This is a genomic window from Aminobacter sp. Piv2-1, assembly GCF_037625995.1.
In the GTDB taxonomy this organism is placed as follows: Bacteria; Pseudomonadota; Alphaproteobacteria; order Rhizobiales; family Rhizobiaceae; genus Aminobacter.
Map to the genome: position 1 here is coordinate 172,268 of NZ_JARKMU010000009.1, position 19,515 is coordinate 191,782.

Genomic DNA, 19,515 nt, shown 5'->3' on the forward strand with positions numbered 1-19,515 from the left:
TTTTGCCTCGCAGCGAGGGTAGAGCCCCGCGGCTTCACGGAGACTCGTCCATGGCCGACGCCGACGCTGGCAAGGTGGAAAAGAACGGGCAGACCGTCCCCACGGACGCCCATTCCCAGGACATCAGGATTCTGATCATCGGGGCGCTGGGCGTCGTGTTCGGCGATATCGGGACGAGCCCGATCTACGCCTTTCGCGAGGCGCTGGTCGCGTCCTCCTCGGGCGGACAGGTGGCCTCGCGCGAGGATATCCTTGGCGTGCTGTCGCTCATCATCTGGGCGCTCACCATCATCGTCACCGTCAAATACGTCATGTTCGTGCTGCGCGCCCACAACCGCGGCGAGGGCGGAACGCTGTCGCTGATGGCGCTCGCCCGCCGCAGCTATGCCAAGCGCTCGGGCCTGATCCTTGCGCTCGGCATGGTCGGCGCCTCGCTGTTCTACGGCGATGCGGTCATCACCCCGGCGATTTCGGTGCTGTCGGCGGTGGAAGGGCTCAAGGTCGTGACGCCGGCATTCGAGCCCTATGTCGTGCCGCTGACCCTGGTGATCCTTGCCTTGGTGTTTGCCGTGCAGCGCTTCGGCACGGGCGGCGTGGCGATCATCTTCGGGCCGATCACGCTCGTCTGGTTCCTGGCGATCGGCTATGCGGGCGTAGTGCACATCGCCGAAGACCCCGAGATCCTGCTTGCGGTCAATCCCATCTATATCGTCCAGTTCCTGGTGGACCAGCCGGAAGTCTCGTTCGTGACCATCGGCGCGATCTTCCTGGCGGTGACCGGTGCCGAGGCGCTCTACGCCGACCTCGGCCATTTCGGCCGGCGGCCGATCGTGCTGGCCTGGCTGGCCATCGTCTTTCCGAGCCTGCTGCTCAACTATGCCGGCCAGGGCGCCTTCGTGCTCGCCCATGGCGGCACCGTCGGCCATCCCTTCTTCGAGATGAACGAAGGCTGGATGCTGGTCCCGATGGTGGTGCTCGCCACCGCCGCCACCGTGATCGCCAGCCAGGCGGTCATCAGCGGCGCCTATTCGCTGACACGTCAGGCGGTGCAGCTCAACATGCTGCCGCGACTGGCGATCCTGCATACGTCCGAAACGACGCTGGGCCAGATCTACATGCCGCGCGTCAACCTGCTGCTGGCGCTCGCGGTGATGCTGCTGGTGGTCGGCTTCGGCGAATCGAGCCGGCTGGCGGCCGCCTACGGCATCTCCGTCACCGGCAACATGCTGATGACGACGCTGCTCTTGTCGATCGTCATGCTGCGCATCTGGCGCTGGCCGGTTGCCGTGGTGGTCGCCATCATCACCATATTCACCCTGATCGACCTCGGCTTCTTCCTGTCCAACATCGTCAAGGTGCTCGAGGGAGGCTGGGTGTCGCTTGCGGCTGCGTTCGTCATCATTGTCATCATGTGGACGTGGGTGCGCGGCAGCCACTACCTGTTCGAGAAGACGCGCAAGAACGAGATTCCGCTCGATTTCCTTGCCGAGAACCTGAGCAAGAAGAAGCCGCAGCTGGTTCCGGGCACCGCGGTGTTCCTTACCAGCGACCCGGAAAGCGCGCCGACCGCGCTGATGCACAGTCTCAAGCACTACAAGGTGCTGCATGAGCAGAACGTCATCCTCTCGGTGGTGACCGCCCAGCAACCGGTGGTGCCGGACAGCGAGCGGGTCAAGATGGAGCAGGTCAACGAACTGTTCATGCGCGTGAAGCTGAAATTCGGCTACATGGAGCAGCCGAACATTCCCAAGGCGCTGGCCATCTGCCGCAAGCAGGGCTGGAAGTTCGACATCATGACGACCTCGTTCTTCCTGTCGCGCCGTTCGCTGAAGGCCTCGCCCAATTCGGGCATGCCGATCTGGCAGGACAGGCTGTTCATCGGACTGGCCCGTACGGCAGCCGACGCGACCGAGTATTTCCAGATCCCGACCGGCCGCGTGGTCGAGGTCGGCACGCAGGTGTCGATCTAGCGGGGCAATGTGAAGCATTGCCAAAGCAGCTTCTGCCCGTGACTGTCGGTTGCGGGCGGATGGGTTCATGAACGGTCGGAAACTTCACATCGCAATCGCTGGCGCCGGTCCGGCGGGCCTGGCTGTGGCGCTGTATCTCAAGCGCGACGGGCACCGCGTCACCATGCTCGAGCGCTTCGACGAGCCGAAGCCGCTCGGCTCGGGCCTGATCCTGCAGCCGACCGGGCTGACCGTGCTCGGCGATCTCGGTCTGCTGGATGAGATCCTGCATCTCGGCAGCCGCATCGACAGGCTCCACGGCACGGATGCCGAAAGCGGGCAGACGGTGCTCGACGTTCGCTACGACGCCCGGAGCGGCGGGCGTTTCGGGGTGGCGGTGCATCGCGCGGCGCTGTTCGGCGTTCTCTATCGCGCGGCCCGGCGCGAGGGCATCGAAATCGTCACGGGCGTCGACCTGCAACGTGTCGAGACGGGTGAGAAGCCGCGGCTGCTCGATGCGAATGGTCGCTCGGTCGGTGCCTTCGATCTGGTCGTCGATGCCAGCGGGGCGCGGTCGACGCTACGCGGCAGCGCCGGGCTGACGGACCAGCCCAGGCCGCTCGAATACGGCGCCTTCTGGGCTTCGCTCGACTGGCGGGCAACGGGTTTCCAGGAACATGCGCTGAGCCAGCGCTACCGCCGCGCCAGCGTGATGATCGGCGTGCTGCCGATCGGTCGGGCGGAGCCGGAAGGGCGCGACATGGCGGCATTCTTCTGGAGCCTGAAACCCGCGGCGGCGGAGCGCGTTCGCGCCGAGGGTCTGGAGGCCTGGAAGGCGCGGGTCGCGTCGCTCTGGCCGGAGTGCTCGGCCTATCTCGACCAGATTTCCGATTTCGACCAGCTGACGCTGGCTCGCTACGGCCAGCACACGTTGCGGTATCCGGCGGCGCGCGGCTTTGCCGTGATCGGCGACGCGGCCCATTCGACCAGCCCGCAACTGGGGCAGGGCGCGAACATGGCCCTTTTGGATGCCGCGGCCCTGGCCCATGCGCTTCGCCAGCACGGGGCTCTCGATGCCGCGCTGACCGCCTATGTCCGCTCGCGCCGCGCGCATGTACGGCTCTTCCAGGCGCTGTCCTACGCGTTCACGCCCTTCTACCAGTCGGATTCCGTGCTACTGCCCCTGCTGCGCGACAGGCTGGTGGCGACGGTGGCGAAAGTGCCACCGGCGCCACAGATCCTTGCCTCGATGGTCGCCGGCACGCTGATCGATCCCTTTGGCCCGATCGGGCTCAGGGAAGCGCCATGGCAAGATCACCTGCGTCCGGCAGCCGAGACGGTTGCGAGCATTCCCCTGGGCTAAGGGCACCGTGCAGCGAGCATCTGCCATCCATCGTCGGATCAGGGAATGATCCGGCGCTGCCGCATGTCCGCAAACGTGCGCAAGAACATCTCCTCGGTGTCGACGAAGTCGTGGAATCCGAAGCGGCGCGCCTTGGTGGCGTCACCGAAGAAGTCGTAGTCCCAGGCGAAGACGAAGTCGGCGAAACGCCACGACGAGACGTCGCCGTAAGGCGTGTCGGCCAGCCCGTGCCGGCCCTTCATCTCTTCCCACAGCGGCTGCTTGTCGCTCATGATCGTATCCAGCGACATGGGCAAAGGTGGGGCCGTGTCGAGGCCGAAGCTGGCGGCGATCTTCGGCCACATGTCGTTCCAGCGAAACAGGTCGCCATTGGTGATGTTGAATGCCTGATTGGCGCAGCGTTCGTCGGTTGCGGCCCAGACAGTGGCCCGCGCGAGCAGGCCGGCATCGGTCATCTCGATGATCTTGTCGTAGGCGCCGGGCTTGCCGGGAAAGCGCAGAGGCAGGCCGAGTTCCTTCGACATCGAGGCGTAGACCGCAATGGCGATCGCCAGGTTCATCGGATTGCCCAGCGCCTGGCCGACGACCACCGACGGGCGCAGCGCCGACCAATTCCAGCGCTTACCCTTCTGCCTGTCTTCGAGCAGGTCCTGCTGGTCGATGTTGAATTCCGGCGGCATGTGGTTGGCGTCGGTCTCGCGCGCCGGCGTCTTGAACGGCCCGAGATGCGCGCCATAGACCTTGTAGCCCTGCATCAGGCTGATGTGGCGCAGGTTCCTGGCTATCGGCTCGACCGTGTCGACCACGTTGCGCAGCATGGCGACATTGGGCTCGACAGTTCCGCCCAGGTTGGCCGGTCCTGATAGGCCGCATAGAAGATGTGGGTGACGTCGCTCAGGCCTCCGAGTTTTTCCCTCGTGTCCCGACGATCCAGCAGATCCACGGCGATATGGCAGACCGGGCCGTTGTCCGGGCCGCCGCGCCGCGACAGGCCGACAATGTTCCAGTTTCCAAGGTCGGCCAGGTGGCTGGCCAGGTTGCTGCCGATGACGCCATGGGCGCCGACGATAAGGGCTGTGTTGGGTTTCATCATCCAGATCTCCTGTAGACCGCTGATATGGACGAGCGAAACCGGATGAAGTAGACGTCGCTTGATCTCATGATTTGTGACGTGACTTCACAATGATGCGCGTGGACGTCAATCGCTTCGGCGAGATGGAAGTGTTTGCCCAAGCCGTGGAGAGCGGTGGCTTCTCGGCAGTGGCGCGCGCGCTGTCGATGTCGCCATCGGCCGTCAGCAAGCTGGTCTCGCGGCTGGAGAACCGGCTCGGGACGCGGCTGGTCAATCGCTCGACCCGCCGTCTGCAGCTGACGCCGGAAGGCTGCGCCTTCTACGAGCGCTGTGTCGTCATCCTCGCCGACCTCAGGGAGGCGGAGCGGTGCGCGGCAGCCGGCGAGGCGCCGCGCGGGCGCCTGCGCGTCAACGCCAACGTGCCGTTCGGCAAGCATTTCCTGTTGCCGCTGCTGCCGCAATTCCTGGCGCGCTATCCGGAAATTATGGTCGACGTCTCCCTGTCCGATATGGTTGTCGACCTTCTGGAAGCGCGGGCCGACGTGGCGATCCGGGCGGGGCCGATGAGGAGCTCCAGCCTTGTCGCGCGCAAGCTGGGCGCGACCCGGATGATGATCGTCGCAGCACCTGCCTATTTCGCAACGCGTGCCATGCCGCGCGCAGTCGACGAGTTGAAGCAGCACAATCTGCTTGGGCCGTCCTATGCCCGCACGATGCCGGCATGGCCGCTGCTGCAGGGTGGCGCCGTCGTCGACGTGGTGCCCACGGGCAATGCGCAGGCCGGCGACGGCGAAGCCTTGCGCGAACTGGCGCTGGCCGGCCTCGGGTTGGCTCGGCTTGCGGCTTTCCAGGTTAGCGACGATCTGGCGGCAGGCAGGCTGGTCAGCGTGATGGAGGATGCCAATCCTGGCGACCTCGAGGAAGTGCACGCGGTGTTCCTGGGCAATGGCGGGCCGGTGCCGGCGCGGGTAAGGGCGTTGCTCGACTTCCTGGTCGAGACCGTCAATCTCGGCGCAGCGAGCTCGGCAGAGGCAAAATGAAGCATTGCCAGTTCGCTCTGGCGTGCAGCACTTTGTGGTTGCGGTAACGTCAGGTTATGGCGGCTGCATTGGGGAAGGGCGGCCGATAGGGGGATCATGCAGCCACGTGCGCTTGCCGGGCAGCTGCGGTTGCGTGGCCTGCACCGGTTGTCGGCCATGCTCGTCGGAGTGTTCCTGCTTCTGCATTTGGTCAATCATCTGGCCGGACTGAGCGGGCAGGAGGCGCACATGACCTTCATGGCCAAGGCGCGGGCGTTCTATCGGCATCCGGCCATCGAGATCCCGCTCATTGGCCTGTTGTTGTGGCAGGTCGGCAGCGGGTTGCGCATGTTGGTGCGCGGCTGGACCAAGCGGCGAGGGGCGGTTACCTGGCTGCAGGCCATATCCGGCGGCTATCTCGCCTTCTTCCTGCTCAATCACGTCGGCGCGGTGATTGCCGGGCGAACGCTGCTGGGGCTGGACACGGATTTCCGCTTCGCTGCCGCCGGCTTCTTCGCTCCGCCCTGGCAGTGGTTCTTTGCGCCCTACTATTTCCTCGGCGTCGTGTCGCTGTTCGTCCATGTTGGCTGCGCGGTGTACTGGAACGTTGCCCGGAGAGGGCGCGCCGTGCTCCTCAGCGGCATCAGCCTGCTCGGCGTGGCGTTTGCGACATCGCTGGTGCTGGCCCTGTCGGGCGCGCTGTATCCGGTCGACATTCCCGCAGCCTATCTCGCTACATACGGCCAATAGAGCGGGGCACTCGAACATTTTCGGCTGAGGCCGCGCATCGGGCTTGCGAAGGCGTCGAGATTGCGGCATAAGCCGAACCGTAACGTACGGTACGGTTGTTTTCGAGGCAACGTTACCCGGGATCCACGGCAGGCGAAAATGCTGCAGACGGCCATTGAGATGATGGAAGGCGATGGGCCGACGGCGCGTCAGCAGGACGTGCTCGATGCCGTGCTGCGCCTGCTCGTCGAGGAGGGTGACCGGCTGACCATGACGGCCGTTGCCCGCCGCGCCAGCTGCTCCAAGGAAACGCTGTACAAGTGGTTCGGCGACCGGGACGGCCTGCTGACGGCGACGGTGCAGTGGCAGGCGGCCAAGGTGCGCGTCACCCCTGTCGACCGCAAGGGCCTCGACCTCGCCGCGCTGACAGCCAGCCTGCAGCGCTTTGCCTCCGACTGGCTGCGCGTCATTTCCAGCGACACCTCGATCGCGCTCAACCGTGTCGCCGTGGGCCATGCCGGCTCCGACAAGCGCGACCTCGGCGCTATCGTGCTCGAGCGCGGCCGCTTTGCGCTGGGCCGGCGGCTGAAGCCGGTGCTGGAAGCCGGACGGGAAGCAGGCATACTCGAATTCGACGATGCCGAGACGGCATTCCGGACTTTTTTTGGATTGGTCGCCCGCGATGTGCAGATCAGGCTTCTGCTCGGCGACCGGATTGAATTGACTGATGCGGAGGTAGACGGCGATGCCGTGCGCGCGACGCAGCAGTTCCTGGCTCTTCATGGAGCGAAAACCGGGCCCAAGGCCCTCTGACTGCAAACGGGAAGGAACCCACCAATGCGTGTCTATTACGATCGTGATGCCGATCTCAATCTGATCAAGGGCAAGAAGGTCGCCATCATCGGCTACGGCAGCCAGGGTCGCGCGCATGCGCTGAACCTCAAGGATTCGGGCGCCAAGGAGCTGGTCATCGGCCTCAAGGCCGGCTCGGCGACCGCCAAGAAGGTCGAGGCCGACGGCCTGAAGGTGATGACGGTGGCCGAGGCGGCCAAGTGGGCCGACCTGATGATGATGGCGACGCCTGACGAGCTGCAGGCCGACATCTACAAGGACGAGATCGCTCCGAACATCCGCGACGGCGCTGCCATTGCCTTTGCCCACGGCCTCAACGTCCATTTCGGCCTGATCGAGCCGAAGGCTTCGGTCGACGTCGTCATGATCGCGCCGAAGGGCCCCGGCCACACCGTTCGCGGCGAGTACCAGAAGGGCGGCGGCGTGCCGTGCCTGGTTGCCGTTCACCAGGACGCTTCGGGCAACGCCCTTGACCTCGCGCTGTCCTACGCTTGCGGCGTCGGCGGCGGCCGTTCGGGCATCATCGAGACCAACTTCAAGGAAGAGTGCGAAACCGATCTGTTCGGCGAGCAGGTCGTCCTCTGCGGCGGTCTGGTCGAGCTCATCCGCGCCGGCTTCGAGACGCTGGTGGAAGCCGGCTACGCTCCCGAGATGGCCTATTTCGAGTGCCTGCACGAAGTGAAGCTGATCGTCGACCTGATCTATGAAGGCGGCATCGCCAACATGAACTACTCGATCTCGAACACCGCCGAGTGGGGCGAGTACGTGACCGGCCCGCGCATCATCACCGACGAGACCAAGGCCGAGATGAAGCGTGTCCTGAAGGACATCCAGACCGGCAAGTTCACCTCGGAGTGGATGCAGGAGTACAAGTCGGGTGCGGCCCGCTTCAAGGGCATCCGCCGCGTCAACGACGCCCACCAGATCGAAGAGGTCGGCGCCAAGCTGCGCGGCATGATGCCGTGGATCTCGAAGAACAAGCTGGTCGACAAGGCCAAGAACTAAGCCTGTCGATCCATGGAGTCTTGCTCTGCCTGTCCTCGCGCTTTGCGCTGCAGGCAGGCGGGGTGATCTCCAAGAACAAGCTGGTCGACAAGGCGAAGAACTAACCTTCTTCCAAGCTGGTAGGAGACAAGGGCCGCGGCAGAGACCGCGGCCCTTTGTTTTTGCTAAGCTCCGATTCGGCGGACGGGCGCGTAGGAGAGGACGAGATGCGACTCGAATCCGCGCTGGAACTTCAGGCAATCATCTTTTCGACGATCTTCAACTTCGTCGAGCTACCGGCGGCTGCCGGAATGGAGCAGGCCCTCCCGGGGCTGTATCTCGACCCCTACCTGCTGGAAACCAAGGCCGCCTATCCGAAGAAGGCCACAAGGAAGCGCGCCGCCGAGGACATCGCGCTCGGCGTGAGTCAGGCCAATGGCGACGAGGCAAAGCTGGCCGTCCTGGTGCAGAGCCGCAACCAGCTGCAGAGCCGGGTAGTGGAGCAGATCGTCGAGAGCGCCAAGGGCGAAGCCGAGGTGCTCTATGTCGGCCGGCAGAAGCCCTTGTGGACGACATCGCGCAACGACCCGATCCGGCTGGGCGCGAGCATCTCGCCGACGACGGTCGAATATGCCGGCACGCTCGGCTGCTTTTGCCGGGACGAGATCAGCGGCAGGGACGGCATATTGTCCAATAACCACGTTCTAGCCGACGTGAACAACATTGCGATCGGAACGACGATCATGCAGCCGGGCGCGCGTGATCGCGGCAGGCCGGCCAGCGACGTGATCGCGGAATTGCTGCGTTTCGTCCCCGTGCAGTTCGGCGGCATCCCGAACCTGGTGGACTGCGCGGTCGCGGCACTGACCGGCCACGGACGGTCCGAGGACCGCCGCACCCTCTATGACAGTTCCGACGAGCCGCAGCCTGCCGTCACCCTCCAGCCCGGACAACTGGTCGAGGCGGTTCCGGGCATGACCGTCTTCAAGACCGGCCGGACCACAAGGCATACGCGCGGCCGGGTAAGGGCGGTGAACGTCAACAACTACCTCGTCGACATGGGCGTAGGCGTCGCCCGCTTCGACGGCCAGATCGCCATCGAGATGGACATGTCGCCGGCGCAGGCCTTCAGCCGTCCGGGCGACAGCGGCTCGCTGATCGTCGACGAGGAGGGCAGGCCGGTGGGGCTGCTGTTCGCGGGCTCCGCCTCGGGAGGGCCGGGAAACGTTGGAATAACGGGTGCAAACCCTATATCCTCGGTGACAAGTCAGCTCGGAGTGACGCTGATCTGAGGCTGGGAATGGCTGACACCAAACACTCGATGAAAGAGGCCATCGAGATCCAGCGGGCCTTCGAGGAAAGGTTCGCCGGATTCGATGGGGTGGTCGGCGTGGGCATCTGCCTCAACATCGGTCGCGACGACCTGGCACTCAGCGTTCAGGTCGCCAGGAACAAGCAGGCGGCGCAGTTGCCGAAAACCTTCGATGGGCTGGACGTCATGGTCGACGTGGTCGGCGACGTCAGGGCCTTTTGACGCCTTGCAAGGGCGCGAGAGGACGTGCGCCGGTTAGCCGTAGTGCCACGACGGCTTGGGCTCGGTGCCCTCGAACTGGACGCCGACGCGGTCGTTCCTGCGCCAGCGGACGACTGAGCGATAGCCGATGCCGTCCACCGGAATGTAGAGCAGGAAACGCTCGGGAACGCGCGCGTCGGCAGGGACGCGAAGCTCGGCGCCGCCGCTGTTCTGGTTGCGGACGGTGACGCTGATCTCGGAATTGTTCACCCCAGTGATGATGGACGCACCCTTCAGCACTCGGTTGCGGCGTTCGCGCGGTGGTTTGTTTGCGGCGTCGTCGGTCATGGGGAGGCTCATGGGCGCGCATGCGAATCGCGCACGGCGGCATCCTGCGGCAAATCCGTAAATTTGATGTTATCTACGGGCGCATTGCCGCGGCGGCGCTATCGACGCCGCAGTCACCACCGATCCCGTATCGCTCAGCTATAGGGCGACCAGCACTGTTGCCGCGGGCCTACGTAGGGCTGGAAGGTATTGTCCCAGGCCCGGTAGGAGCGGTAGCGATTGTAGCACCAGCGGACATGTGCCGACGAGAGCGGCCCCATTCGATAGAGCGGACGCGGCGCGACGTAGCGCGGGCGATAGTAGCCCGGGTCGTAATACGGGTCGTAGTAGCGGTAGGCCGGAATGCCGAAGTTCAGAAAGATGCCCACGCCGCTGTGGCGCCTGTAATTGCGCCGGTACCGCCAGCGATCGTCATTGTCATAACGACGAAAGTGCCGCCAGCGCCGGTAGTCGCCATCGCGGTGGTTTATGGGCACGATGTCATATGCCGGCTGCGTTGCCGCAGGCACAGGCATCTGGGCCAAAGCAACTGGCGCGGCGCTTGCTGACAGCGGGATGCCGGCCACAATGCCGAGGGCCACGAGCCCCCCGCGTGCGAAAGTGGAAAGACCGTATGTCATGATCGTCTCCTGAAGTGCGAATCCCAAAGGCCCCACACCCCGCAATTTTCGACGGAGATGGCGTATTCTGCGCCTTTCACGCTGAACGTGTGATGAACGGTGCGGGTTCCGCGGGGCTTGTGTTTGGGCAGCGATGAAGGCAATGCTCGCCGCCATGTCGCTGCGCCTCGCCACATTCAATGTCGAGAACCTGATGAACAGGTTCGATTTTTCCGGCTATCGCAACCAGCTGAACGAAGACAGGGCGCTGGCCCTGTTCGAGATCGGCAGCGAGGCCGAGTACCAACTGCTCGAGAAGGCCCGGGCGATCGCCCATGCCGACGACATGCGTCAACTCACTGCACTGGCGATCGCCGAGACCAGGGCCGACATCATCTGCATGCAGGAGGTGGACAACATCGAGGCGCTCAAGGCCTTCGAATACGGCTACCTGTTCAAGATGGTGGGGCAGGGCTACCAGCAGAAATACACGACCTCGGGCAATGATTCGCGCGGCATCGATGTCGCCGTGATGATGCGGGCCGAGACCGCACACGGCCAGCCGATCGAGTTCGTGCGCATGACCAGCCACGCGCATGTGACCTTCGAGGAGTTCGGCCTGCACACGCCCGAACTCGCAGCACTCGGTCAGGAGCCGTTCGAGCGCATCTTCCGTCGCGACTGCCTGGAGATCGACGTCAAGGTCGGCGGCAAGCCGCTGACGATCTATTCCGTGCATTTCAAGTCGATGGGCTCGCCGCGCAACGGCCTCAACGGGCGCGAGGCGACGATGCCGATCCGCAATGCCGAGGCTAGGGCGGTGCGGCGCATCATCGAGAACCGCTTCGGCAAGGACCACACCGCCGACAAGCGCTGGGTGATCTGCGGCGACCTCAACGACTATCGCGAGCGCATAGTCATCGGCGGCGACGCCTTCCAAGGCTACAACTTCACACCGGTCGACGAGACGGTCTCGTGCCTGGACGTCTTTCTGGGCGACGGCTTCGCGGAAAACCTGGTGGAACGCCGCCCGGAGATGGACCGCTGGACCCTCTACCACACGCGCGGTCCCCAGGAACGGCACCTGTGCCAGCTCGACTACATCCTGGCCTCGCCTTCCATGGCGCGGACGAACTCGCAGGCGGTCCCCGACATCGTCAGGCGCGGCCAGCCCTGGCGCACCATCTTCCCGCCCGGCCAGGACGTCGACCGGTATCCGCGCGCCGGCTGGGACCGGCCCAAGGCCTCCGATCATTGCCCGGTGGCCGTCACCCTCGACATCGCCTGAGCGTTCAAAGTGGCCTTCGACATCCCGCGCAACGTGATCCTGCCGGTCGACGTCGTCGACGTGCGCCTCGATTCTGCCCAGCATCCGTTCGAGCGCGACAATGCGGCGGCGATCGCGGCCAACTGGGAGGCCGAGAAGGCGCATCGCCCGGCCCTGTTCGACGGCACCGTGGTGCTGTTGTCGGAACTCGCCTATCGCGACAGCAGCATTGTCGGCCGCTGCCACGCCGTCCGCTTCTCGACCTTCATGCTGTGGCGCAAGCTCAAGCCCGTCACCAGCGCCGAGCACGCCTTTGCGCATGCCATGCTGATCTCCAGCGACAATGCGCTGGTGGCGATCCGTATGGGAAGTCACACCGCCAATGCCGGGAAAGTCTATTTCGCAGCGGGCTCCTTTGAACCGGAGGACTTTCGCGAAGGGCTGGTCGATCTCGACTACAACATGATCCGCGAGGTGCGCGAGGAGACGGGCCTCGACCTGCGCCAGGCGCGCCGGGAGGAGCGCTGTCATGCCTTGTCGGTCGAGAGTGGCACGGTGATCGTGCGCTGCTTCCGCGCCCACGAAACCGCAGGGCAGTTGGCGGAGCGTATTGCAGGCTTCGTGGCGGCCGATCCTGACCCTGAGATCGAGGGGCCGGTCATCATCCGCGGGCGCAACGACCTGCCCGAAGGGCTGATGCCGCACATGCGCCCCCTGGTGGACTGGCATTTTTCGCGGTCTGGCTGAGGGACGCTCGCGGGGCTGCGACCATACATTCCGGTGCGGGGCGGCAGGCGGCACAGGGCGGCGCGAAATGCGATCGAACGTGCAGCCGACGTGGCGCCGCAGAGGCCAATCCGCCAATTGACAAGCCGGTCCAAGCCTGCCCCCAATTGGTTTCCGAGAAATCCCAAAAGGTCCAAAAAGCGGTCGCTCATGTTGCCGACGGCAGGGCAGAAGGAATGAACATGAGAGCTGGACGCAAGTACTTTATCTACGACGTATTCACCCAGCGCCCTCTCGACGGCAATCCGCTCGCCGTGGTGATCGATTCGGAGGGGCTCGATACGGCTGCGATGCAGGCGATCGCACGCGAATTCAACCTGTCCGAGACGGCTTTCGTGCTGCCGCCCAAGAACCCGACCCATAAGGCGTGCGTGCGCATCTTCACCCCCGACTATGAAATGCCGTTTGCCGGGCATCCGACGGTCGGCACGGCGATTGCGCTGTCGGAGATGGCGGAGGGGAACGACCTTGCCGGCATTTTCGTGCTCGAGGAGAACATCGGCCTGGTGCGCTGTGCCATCGACAAGCTGAACAACGGCCTGTTCGCCGAATTCGACGTGCCGCAGTTGCCCGAACAGTTGCCGCTGTCGGCCGATCCGGAGGCCATCGGGGCAGCACTTGGGCTCGGGCCGCACGAGATCGGCTTCGAGAATCACCGCGTGTCGCTATGGTCGGCCGGGGTGCCTTACATCGCCGTGCCGGTCGCCGACCTCAAGGCCGCGGCGAAGGTGAAGTTGAACAACGATGCCTGGGTGGAGTTTTCACCGCGGAAAAGCGAGTTCGCGGTGGCCAGCGCCTATGTCTACGGTCGCGAGACGGTGGATCACACCAGTTCGTTCCATGCCCGCATGATCGTGCCCGGCAACCCGTCCTACGAGGATCCGGCGACCGGTTCGGCCGCGGCCGCCTTCGCCGGCGCGATCATGCGCTTCGACCAGCCCACCGACGGCAGCCACCGATTCTGGATCGAGCAGGGAATCGAAATGGGCCGGCCGTCCAGAATCAGGCTCGAGATCGACGTAGCCGGCGGAAAACTGGCGGCTGCCCGCATCGGCGGGCATGCCGTGCGCGTCGCGGAGGGCGTTCTGCTGGCCTGAGGCGCAGGAATTTTGGCCGTCGCGAAGAAAATGTGCCAGATGGGGTGGACAGGCGAAAATGCGTTGGCTATATGCCGCCCACGGTCGCTGAAACGACTGTGTGGGTGCGTAGCTCAGTTGGTAGAGCAGCTGACTCTTAATCAGCGGGTCACAGGTTCGATCCCTGTCGCACCCACCATTTTTCTCCTTACGATCCGGGATGTTGGCGAGGTTTCCTAACGAAGCCTGGCGCTTCGCCACCTGCTCCAGGAGCGGAGTTGGTGTAGAAGCGATCGACGGTCGCCGGACCGATTCCGAAGGGGCGTAGGAGACGCGATGCAGAAGCTGCAAGCCGTCCTGGACGAGATCGTCGCGGAAATGTCTGCCCAGGCGGATCGCGGCGAGGTCGCCACTTACATCCCCCAACTCGGCAAAATCGACCCTGGGAAGTTCGGGATAGCCGTCGTGCTCAACGACGGCTCCTCGGCGGTTGCCGGCGACGCCGAGGAGCCGTTTTCGGTCCAGAGCATCTCCAAAGTGTTCACCTTGGCGCTGGCGCTCGGGCGCGTCGGCGATGCCTTGTGGAACCGTGTCGGGCGCGAACCGTCCGGAACGCCGTTCAATTCCATCGTCCAGCTCGAGCGGGAGGAGGGCATTCCCCGCAACCCGTTCATCAACGCCGGCGCGATCGTCGTCTCGGACATATTGCTTGCCGGCCACCAGCCGCGCGAGGCAATCGGCGAGATTCTGAGCTTCGTGCGGACGGTGGCGGATGACGACACCATCGTCATCGACGCAGACGTCGCCAACTCAGAGCGCGCCACCGGCTACCGCAATTTTGCCCTGGCCAACTACCTCAAGGGCTTCGGCAACCTGCACCATGCCCCGGAAATGACGCTCGGGGTCTATTTCCACCATTGCGCCATCGCGATGAGCTGCCTGCAACTGGCCAATGCCGGGCGTTTCCTGGCGAGTGCCGGCATGGTTCCGTCGACCGGCCATACCGTCGTCTCCAGCGAGCGCGCCAGGCGCGTCAATGCGCTGATGCTGACCTGCGGCCACTATGACGGCTCCGGCGAATTCGCCTTCCGGGTCGGCATCCCGGGCAAGAGCGGCGTCGGCGGCGGCATATTGGCGATCGTGCCGGGCGTGGCCTCTATCGCCGTCTGGTCGCCGGGCCTGAATGCCCGCGGCAATTCAATGCTCGGCTCGATCGCCCTGGAGCAGCTGACCAAGCGGATGAACTGGTCGATCTTCTCCTCCCGGTCCGCCTAGCGTTCCCGCGGCATCAGGCCGGCATCTGGACACCGCGGCAAGATCCGCGAAAATGGCTGCGCAGGGACGTATAGCGCAGGCCTCCGTCCGGAGCCGAGGAACGAACCGTGACAATGGTCATTGTTCTGCCGGCGGCCGGAAGATCGCGGCAGCGCTCTCGCCGACGCCGTCATGGCCGGCGAGGTCGGGAGGTCGCACATGGTCGATGCCAGTCCGAGGAACCAAGGCCAGGCGGCCGAGCGGCCGCTATTTCGGCCTCATCCGAGGACCGCACTGCCGACCTTCGCCGCCACTGCGGCGGTCGTGGCCATACTCTACTTCGCCCGCGACGTCTTCCTGCCACTTGCCATCGCCGTTCTCTTGACCTTCGCCCTGGCGCCCATCGTGTCGTCGCTACGGCGACTGGGCATCCCTCGCCTGGCGGCCGTCATCGCGTGCGTTCTGGCGGCATTTGCCGTCGTGGGCGCTTTCAGCTTCGTGGTCGTCTCGCAGGTGGGCGAAGTGGCCGAGAACGTGCCCACCTACCAGGCCAATATCCTCGAGAAAGTCCGGTCGCTCAAGGATGCCGGCAGCGAAGGCGGCATCGTCGACCGGCTGAGCAAGGTCATCGAGCGCGTGGGCCAGGAAATCGAAAAGCCGGAAGTGGCCGAGACGCCTGTGGCCCAGCCATCCCGGCCCGACCCGCTGCTGGTCGAGATATTCACGCGGCAGAAGCCCATCGAGACCCTGCGCAACCTCATCTCGCCGCTTGTCGGGCCGCTGGCGACCGCCGGCCTCGTCGTCGTGGTCGTCATCTTCATGCTGATGGAGCGCGAGGACCTGCGCGACAGGTTCATCAGGCTGGTCGGCTACGGCGACCTGCACCGGACCACGGAGGCGCTGCAGGACGCGGGACGAAGGGTGGGGCAGTACCTGCTGATGCAACTGGTCGTGAACGTGCTCTATGGTGTCCCCATCGGCATCGGGTTGTGGCTTCTGGGCATACCGAATGCGATCCTGTGGGGGCTGCTGGCGGTCGTGTTGCGCTTCGTGCCGTATATCGGCCCGGCCATCGCGATGATCCTGCCGCTGTTCCTGGCGCTCGCCGTGGCGCCCGGTTGGTCGCTCGTGCTGTGGGCGGCGGCGCTGTTCCTCGTCATGGAATTGATCATCAACAACGTCATCGAACCCTGGCTGTACGGCTCGAAGACCGGGCTGTCGCCGCTGGCCATCATCGTCGCCGCCATCTTCTGGACCTGGCTCTGGGGGCCGATCGGCCTGGTGCTGTCCACACCGCTGACGGTTTGCCTGGTGGTCCTCGGAAAACACGTTCCGCAGTTCGAATTCCTCGAAGTGCTGTTCGGCAACGAACCCGTGCTCGATCCCAAGGAGCGGCTCTATCAGCGCCTGCTTGCCGGCGATCCGGACGAGGCGACCGACCATGCCGAAGAGATGCTCGAGGACGAATATCTGGTCGACTATTACGGCGGCGTGGCGATCCCTGCGCTGCTGCTCGGCGAACGCGACAGGGCACGGGGCGCGATGACCGACGAGCAGCGGATGCGCGTGGCTCAAAGTGCCATGATGGTCGTCTCGAACCTGCGGGAGATCGCGCAGGACGAGGCCGATGAAGACGATGACTGCGACGTATCGGACGATGCCGAGGACGGCCAAGCCAGCATGGAGCTGCCGGACGGGACGGGCAAATCCGTGCTGTGCGTCGGCGGGCGGGGCGAACTCGACGATGCCGCCGCCGGCATGCTTGCCCAGGTCCTGACTGTCCAGGGGGCGGAGGCCCGGATGGCCAGCCATGCGGAGGCGGAGCCGGCCAACATGCGCAACCTTCCGCTCGAAGACGTCGACAGCGCGGTCGTCGGGTTCCTCAACGCCGATTCGCTCAACCACGGACGCTTCCTGGTGCGCCGGCTCAAGCGGTTCAAGCCGACGATCAGGGTTGGAATCGTGCTTTGGTCGGAAGGCCGGCCCGACCTGGATGCGGAGCGGCTCGCGGGCGAACTGAATGCAGACTTCGTCGCATTCGATATCACGGGCGCCGTGACCGGCGCGCTCGCCGACGCACCCGCTGTGCCGCTGAGGCCCACCAGGCGCAAGATGCGGCGCCCTGCACCGGCAAAGCGCACCAGCAAGGCCAGGGAAAAGGCGGCCGGCTGATCACCTGCCCGGCCCGGACTGCTGCAGCATCCGTGGATCGCTACCCGATTGCCGCCGATATGCAGCTGCATGCCAACTGTCGAAGGGATTCGCCGGTCCGGCACGGAAAAGGTGTCATGGATCATTTTTCGCCTCCGTGCATTGTAGGTTCGGCGGGCGATGCAACCTTTTGGGAGTGACGGTAATGAAGATGGCTGGTGTGAGTATCGCGCTTCTCTTGACGCTGGCGGCCTGTTCGCAGACCGAGCAGGGAGCGGCTATCGGGGGTCTCGGCGGCGCGGCGATCGGAAGTGCCGTTGCCGCACCTGGAAATCGCGCCGAGGGTGCGCTCGTCGGCGGCGCCGTAGGCGCAGTGGCCGGCGCGCTGATCGGCCGGGCGAACGAGCCGAACAGTTGCCGTTATCGCGACCGCTACGGCCGCACCTACATCGCGGAGTGCCCGCGCGGATATTACTGAGCGCGACCTGCCTACCTTCGAAGATGCCGAAGGCGCCGACGCGCCTTCGGCATCTTGCCGATTGTCCGGGCTCCCAAGCCGAATCAACTTTAGATGCTATCTGCTTGTCGAAGCACGACTATCTTGCCGCCTGGTCTCTGCCGCGGGGCTCTGCCCCGATCCGCCCAGGCTCGAGACTGGGACAAAATACTCCTTCGCCGTGGCCGGCGAAAAATGCCGTTCCACAATCTTGCCAAAATTAGCAATCGACAAAGTCTATTAATTTTATAGACTAACGGCATGATGGAGATTGCGATGGCACAGACCCAGTATCTCTCGAATGGCCGCGCCGCGCAGTCGGCGGCTACCGCTGGCAAGCCGGCTACGGTTGCGCAGCTGGTTTCCTACTGCATCTTCACGGTCTCGTTCGGCTTCACCGTGGCGATGGTGATCGGATTGATCCACTAGACGGATCGTCCGTGGCACCGATGGGGTGCAATGTTCCCTCAATCGAATCGAAGAAGGTTTTCAAGGTAGCGCGTGCACCAGCGCGAGCCGCGCCAAGACTGTCCCTGACATGACTGTTCCAGACAGGACGGAGGAGATGCGATGCAGATCGACTTCACCCATTGCCCGGGCGGCGTTGCCGACAGTGACGAGCTTCACCCTTCCTACTTTTCCGATACCGCACTTGCCGTTCAACGGCTGCGCCAGCTCGAGAACGCAGGCTTCAACCGCGTCATGATCGATGACATGGCGGGGCTGCTCGCCAATATGGACCTCGCGTCGCTGGCACTCAGGGCGACGCAATCCCTTGGCATCCTGGTCTCGCACTGGCCGGGCATCGTGGCGCCCGTGGTTGCCGCAAGGCAGTTTGCGGCCCTCGACAAGCTGCGTCCGGGTCGGCTGTCGCTGCGCGTGCCTGCAAGCCGCGGCCTGCGAGGCATACCCGACGGGCTCGGAGCCTTCGACGGTCTCGGCCGCACCGACGAATATCTGGTGCTGCTCAAGCGTTTATGGACGAATGTGAAGCCTTTCGACCACGAAGGGATATTCTACCGCGTCCACGGCGGCTTCGTGCCGCTGAAACCGAAAGGCGGCGCAGGCATCCAGCTCCAGCTCGGCGGCCAGTCGGGCACGGCATTGAAGGTGGCGGGCAAGCATGCCGACCTGTTCGAATTGCCGGCCGGCGGGCTGGAAGAGACGCGACGCCTGACGGAGCGGGTCAAGGTCGCGGCCCAGCCTTTCGGCAGGGCGGGGCGGATAGGATTTTCGCTGCCGGTCCATGCCGGGGAGGGTGCGGAGGATTGGCAGCTCGGTGCTGCGCCGGACAGGGCGGCCGAGCGACTGGTCGCCTATGCCGAACTTGGCGTAACCGACTTCCTGGTCCACGGCCTCGACGACGCCAATGCGATCGAAGCATTCGGCCAGGAGATCATCCCGCAGGTCCGGAGGATGTCGAGGCGCCACGATGCGCTGCCGCCGGGGCGCGGAGGCAGTCCGGTGCAGTTGCGCCGCGTCGTCTAGGGCCGGGAGCGGCAGGAGCTAGGCGTGATGCACCACGCCTGACACGACGTCGTCGTTGTCGGCGTCGCGGACCTGGGCAAGGCTGCGGTTGTCGAGCACGCCGGCGATGGCCTGGCGCACCTCGAGCATCATGTGCCTGATCTGGCAGGTGGCCTCGTCGCAGTCGTCGCAGGGCTGGTACTGGGTGCGGCTGGCGCAGGGAATGGGCGCCAGCGGCCCGTCGAGTACGCGCACGACATGGCCGATCCTGATCTCGGTGGCCGGCCTGGCAAGCCGGTAGCCGCCGTCCTTGCCCTTGCGGCTCTGGACGAAGCCGGCATTGCGCAACTCGCCGAGGATGGCGTCGAGGAACTTTTTCGGGATGTTGTTGGCGGTGGCGATGTCGCCGACGAAGGCCAGCTGGCCCGGCGGCAGTTGCGATAGATGGACGAGAGCCTTGAGGCCGTATTTGCCTTTTTTAGTCAGCATTGCGACAACGCGTCATCGACTTCGGCTGCCAGTCGCAGCGAGTTGCAGAAGGCCGCGGATGACGATTCGTCCCCATCGCATTCCGGCTGCTATAAGAGATA

General features: G+C 64.7%; 21 protein-coding genes and 1 tRNA gene. 17 read left to right on the top strand and 5 right to left on the bottom strand.

Going from position 1 to position 19,515, the window contains the following annotated elements:
- Nucleotides 1-50: 50 nt before the first annotated feature.
- Together AmiPiv_RS17685 and AmiPiv_RS17690 are read left to right on the top strand one after the other, a co-directional pair.
- Entirely contained in the window at nt 51-1,970 is a 1,920-nt protein-coding gene (locus tag AmiPiv_RS17685) for a potassium transporter Kup (protein ID WP_340038806.1), read from the top strand.
- 67 nt (nt 1,971-2,037) lie between these two features.
- Nucleotides 2,038-3,312: an FAD-dependent oxidoreductase gene (locus tag AmiPiv_RS17690; RefSeq protein ID WP_340038807.1), complete on the top strand. Its 1,275-nt coding sequence runs from the start codon at nt 2,038-2,040 to the stop codon at nt 3,310-3,312.
- Nucleotides 3,313-3,350: 38 nt separating this feature from the next.
- Here AmiPiv_RS17690 and AmiPiv_RS17695 read toward each other — a convergent pair whose 3' ends face one another.
- Both AmiPiv_RS17695 and AmiPiv_RS17700 read right to left on the bottom strand, forming a co-directional pair.
- On the bottom strand, nt 3,351-4,130 hold the full coding sequence (locus AmiPiv_RS17695) for an SDR family oxidoreductase (protein WP_340038808.1): 780 nt from the start codon (nt 4,128-4,130) through the stop codon (nt 3,351-3,353).
- Nucleotides 4,094-4,405, bottom strand: a complete 312-nt coding sequence (locus tag AmiPiv_RS17700; protein ID WP_340038809.1) for an NAD-dependent epimerase/dehydratase family protein — start codon at nt 4,403-4,405, stop codon at nt 4,094-4,096. Before AmiPiv_RS17700 ends, AmiPiv_RS17695 begins: the two co-directional genes overlap by 37 nt.
- An 89-nt stretch (nt 4,406-4,494) precedes the next feature.
- Between AmiPiv_RS17700 and AmiPiv_RS17705 the strand changes: the two genes are divergently transcribed.
- The 6 genes from AmiPiv_RS17705 (at nt 4,495) to AmiPiv_RS17730 (ending at nt 9,502) form a co-directional block, all read left to right on the top strand.
- Nucleotides 4,495-5,424 (top strand): LysR family transcriptional regulator, encoded by a 930-nt coding sequence (locus AmiPiv_RS17705; protein WP_340038810.1) that lies wholly within the window; start codon nt 4,495-4,497, stop codon nt 5,422-5,424.
- Between the two features lie 96 nt (nt 5,425-5,520).
- Entirely contained in the window at nt 5,521-6,153 is a 633-nt protein-coding gene (locus AmiPiv_RS17710) for a hypothetical protein (RefSeq protein ID WP_340038811.1), read from the top strand.
- Nucleotides 6,154-6,291: 138 nt separating this feature from the next.
- Complete coding sequence (locus AmiPiv_RS17715; protein WP_340038869.1) at nt 6,292-6,945, top strand: TetR/AcrR family transcriptional regulator; 654 nt, start codon at nt 6,292-6,294, stop codon at nt 6,943-6,945.
- Between the two features lie 24 nt (nt 6,946-6,969).
- Complete coding sequence (gene ilvC / locus AmiPiv_RS17720) at nt 6,970-7,989, top strand: ketol-acid reductoisomerase (RefSeq protein ID WP_340038812.1); 1,020 nt, start codon at nt 6,970-6,972, stop codon at nt 7,987-7,989.
- A 206-nt stretch (nt 7,990-8,195) separates the two neighbouring features.
- The gene (locus tag AmiPiv_RS17725; RefSeq protein ID WP_340038813.1) at nt 8,196-9,260 is read left to right on the top strand and encodes a trypsin-like peptidase domain-containing protein; all 1,065 of its coding nucleotides are present in this window, start codon (nt 8,196-8,198) and stop codon (nt 9,258-9,260) included.
- An 8-nt stretch (nt 9,261-9,268) separates the two neighbouring features.
- On the top strand, nt 9,269-9,502 hold the full coding sequence (locus tag AmiPiv_RS17730) for a hypothetical protein (protein ID WP_340038814.1): 234 nt from the start codon (nt 9,269-9,271) through the stop codon (nt 9,500-9,502).
- Between the two features lie 33 nt (nt 9,503-9,535).
- On the opposite strand, the gene AmiPiv_RS17735 is transcribed toward AmiPiv_RS17730, so the two are convergent.
- Together AmiPiv_RS17735 and AmiPiv_RS17740 are read right to left on the bottom strand one after the other, a co-directional pair.
- Complete coding sequence (locus AmiPiv_RS17735; protein WP_340038815.1) at nt 9,536-9,829, bottom strand: PilZ domain-containing protein; 294 nt, start codon at nt 9,827-9,829, stop codon at nt 9,536-9,538.
- 134 nt (nt 9,830-9,963) lie between these two features.
- Nucleotides 9,964-10,449 (bottom strand): BA14K family protein, encoded by a 486-nt coding sequence (locus AmiPiv_RS17740; RefSeq protein ID WP_340038816.1) that lies wholly within the window; start codon nt 10,447-10,449, stop codon nt 9,964-9,966.
- Between the two features lie 154 nt (nt 10,450-10,603).
- Here AmiPiv_RS17740 and AmiPiv_RS17745 point away from each other — a divergent pair, with 154 nt between their 5' ends.
- The 9 genes from AmiPiv_RS17745 (at nt 10,604) to AmiPiv_RS17785 (ending at nt 18,946) form a co-directional block, all read left to right on the top strand.
- On the top strand, nt 10,604-11,716 hold the full coding sequence (locus AmiPiv_RS17745) for an endonuclease/exonuclease/phosphatase family protein (RefSeq protein ID WP_340038870.1): 1,113 nt from the start codon (nt 10,604-10,606) through the stop codon (nt 11,714-11,716).
- A 9-nt stretch (nt 11,717-11,725) separates the two neighbouring features.
- Complete coding sequence (locus tag AmiPiv_RS17750) at nt 11,726-12,442, top strand: hypothetical protein (RefSeq protein WP_340038817.1); 717 nt, start codon at nt 11,726-11,728, stop codon at nt 12,440-12,442.
- 221 nt (nt 12,443-12,663) lie between these two features.
- Nucleotides 12,664-13,578 (top strand): PhzF family phenazine biosynthesis protein, encoded by a 915-nt coding sequence (locus tag AmiPiv_RS17755; RefSeq protein WP_445206974.1) that lies wholly within the window; start codon nt 12,664-12,666, stop codon nt 13,576-13,578.
- Between the two features lie 102 nt (nt 13,579-13,680).
- Nucleotides 13,681-13,756: transfer RNA gene (locus AmiPiv_RS17760), tRNA-Lys, on the top strand.
- Nucleotides 13,757-13,893: 137 nt separating this feature from the next.
- Entirely contained in the window at nt 13,894-14,832 is a 939-nt protein-coding gene (locus AmiPiv_RS17765; protein ID WP_340038819.1) for a glutaminase, read from the top strand.
- A 198-nt stretch (nt 14,833-15,030) separates the two neighbouring features.
- Nucleotides 15,031-16,983: an AI-2E family transporter gene (locus AmiPiv_RS17770; protein WP_340038820.1), complete on the top strand. Its 1,953-nt coding sequence runs from the start codon at nt 15,031-15,033 to the stop codon at nt 16,981-16,983.
- 184 nt (nt 16,984-17,167) lie between these two features.
- Nucleotides 17,168-17,440, top strand: coding sequence for a glycine zipper domain-containing protein (locus AmiPiv_RS17775; protein WP_340038821.1), 273 nt, complete (start codon nt 17,168-17,170; stop codon nt 17,438-17,440).
- Between the two features lie 294 nt (nt 17,441-17,734).
- Nucleotides 17,735-17,887 carry a hypothetical protein gene (locus AmiPiv_RS17780; RefSeq protein ID WP_340038822.1) on the top strand — a complete coding sequence of 51 codons (153 nt, stop codon included), beginning with the start codon at nt 17,735-17,737 and terminating at the stop codon, nt 17,885-17,887.
- Nucleotides 17,888-18,028: 141 nt separating this feature from the next.
- The gene (locus AmiPiv_RS17785) at nt 18,029-18,946 is read left to right on the top strand and encodes an LLM class flavin-dependent oxidoreductase (RefSeq protein WP_340038823.1); all 918 of its coding nucleotides are present in this window, start codon (nt 18,029-18,031) and stop codon (nt 18,944-18,946) included.
- An 18-nt stretch (nt 18,947-18,964) separates the two neighbouring features.
- Here AmiPiv_RS17785 and AmiPiv_RS17790 read toward each other — a convergent pair whose 3' ends face one another.
- On the bottom strand, nt 18,965-19,414 hold the full coding sequence (locus tag AmiPiv_RS17790) for an RrF2 family transcriptional regulator (protein WP_340038824.1): 450 nt from the start codon (nt 19,412-19,414) through the stop codon (nt 18,965-18,967).
- Nucleotides 19,415-19,515: the final 101 nt, after the last annotated feature.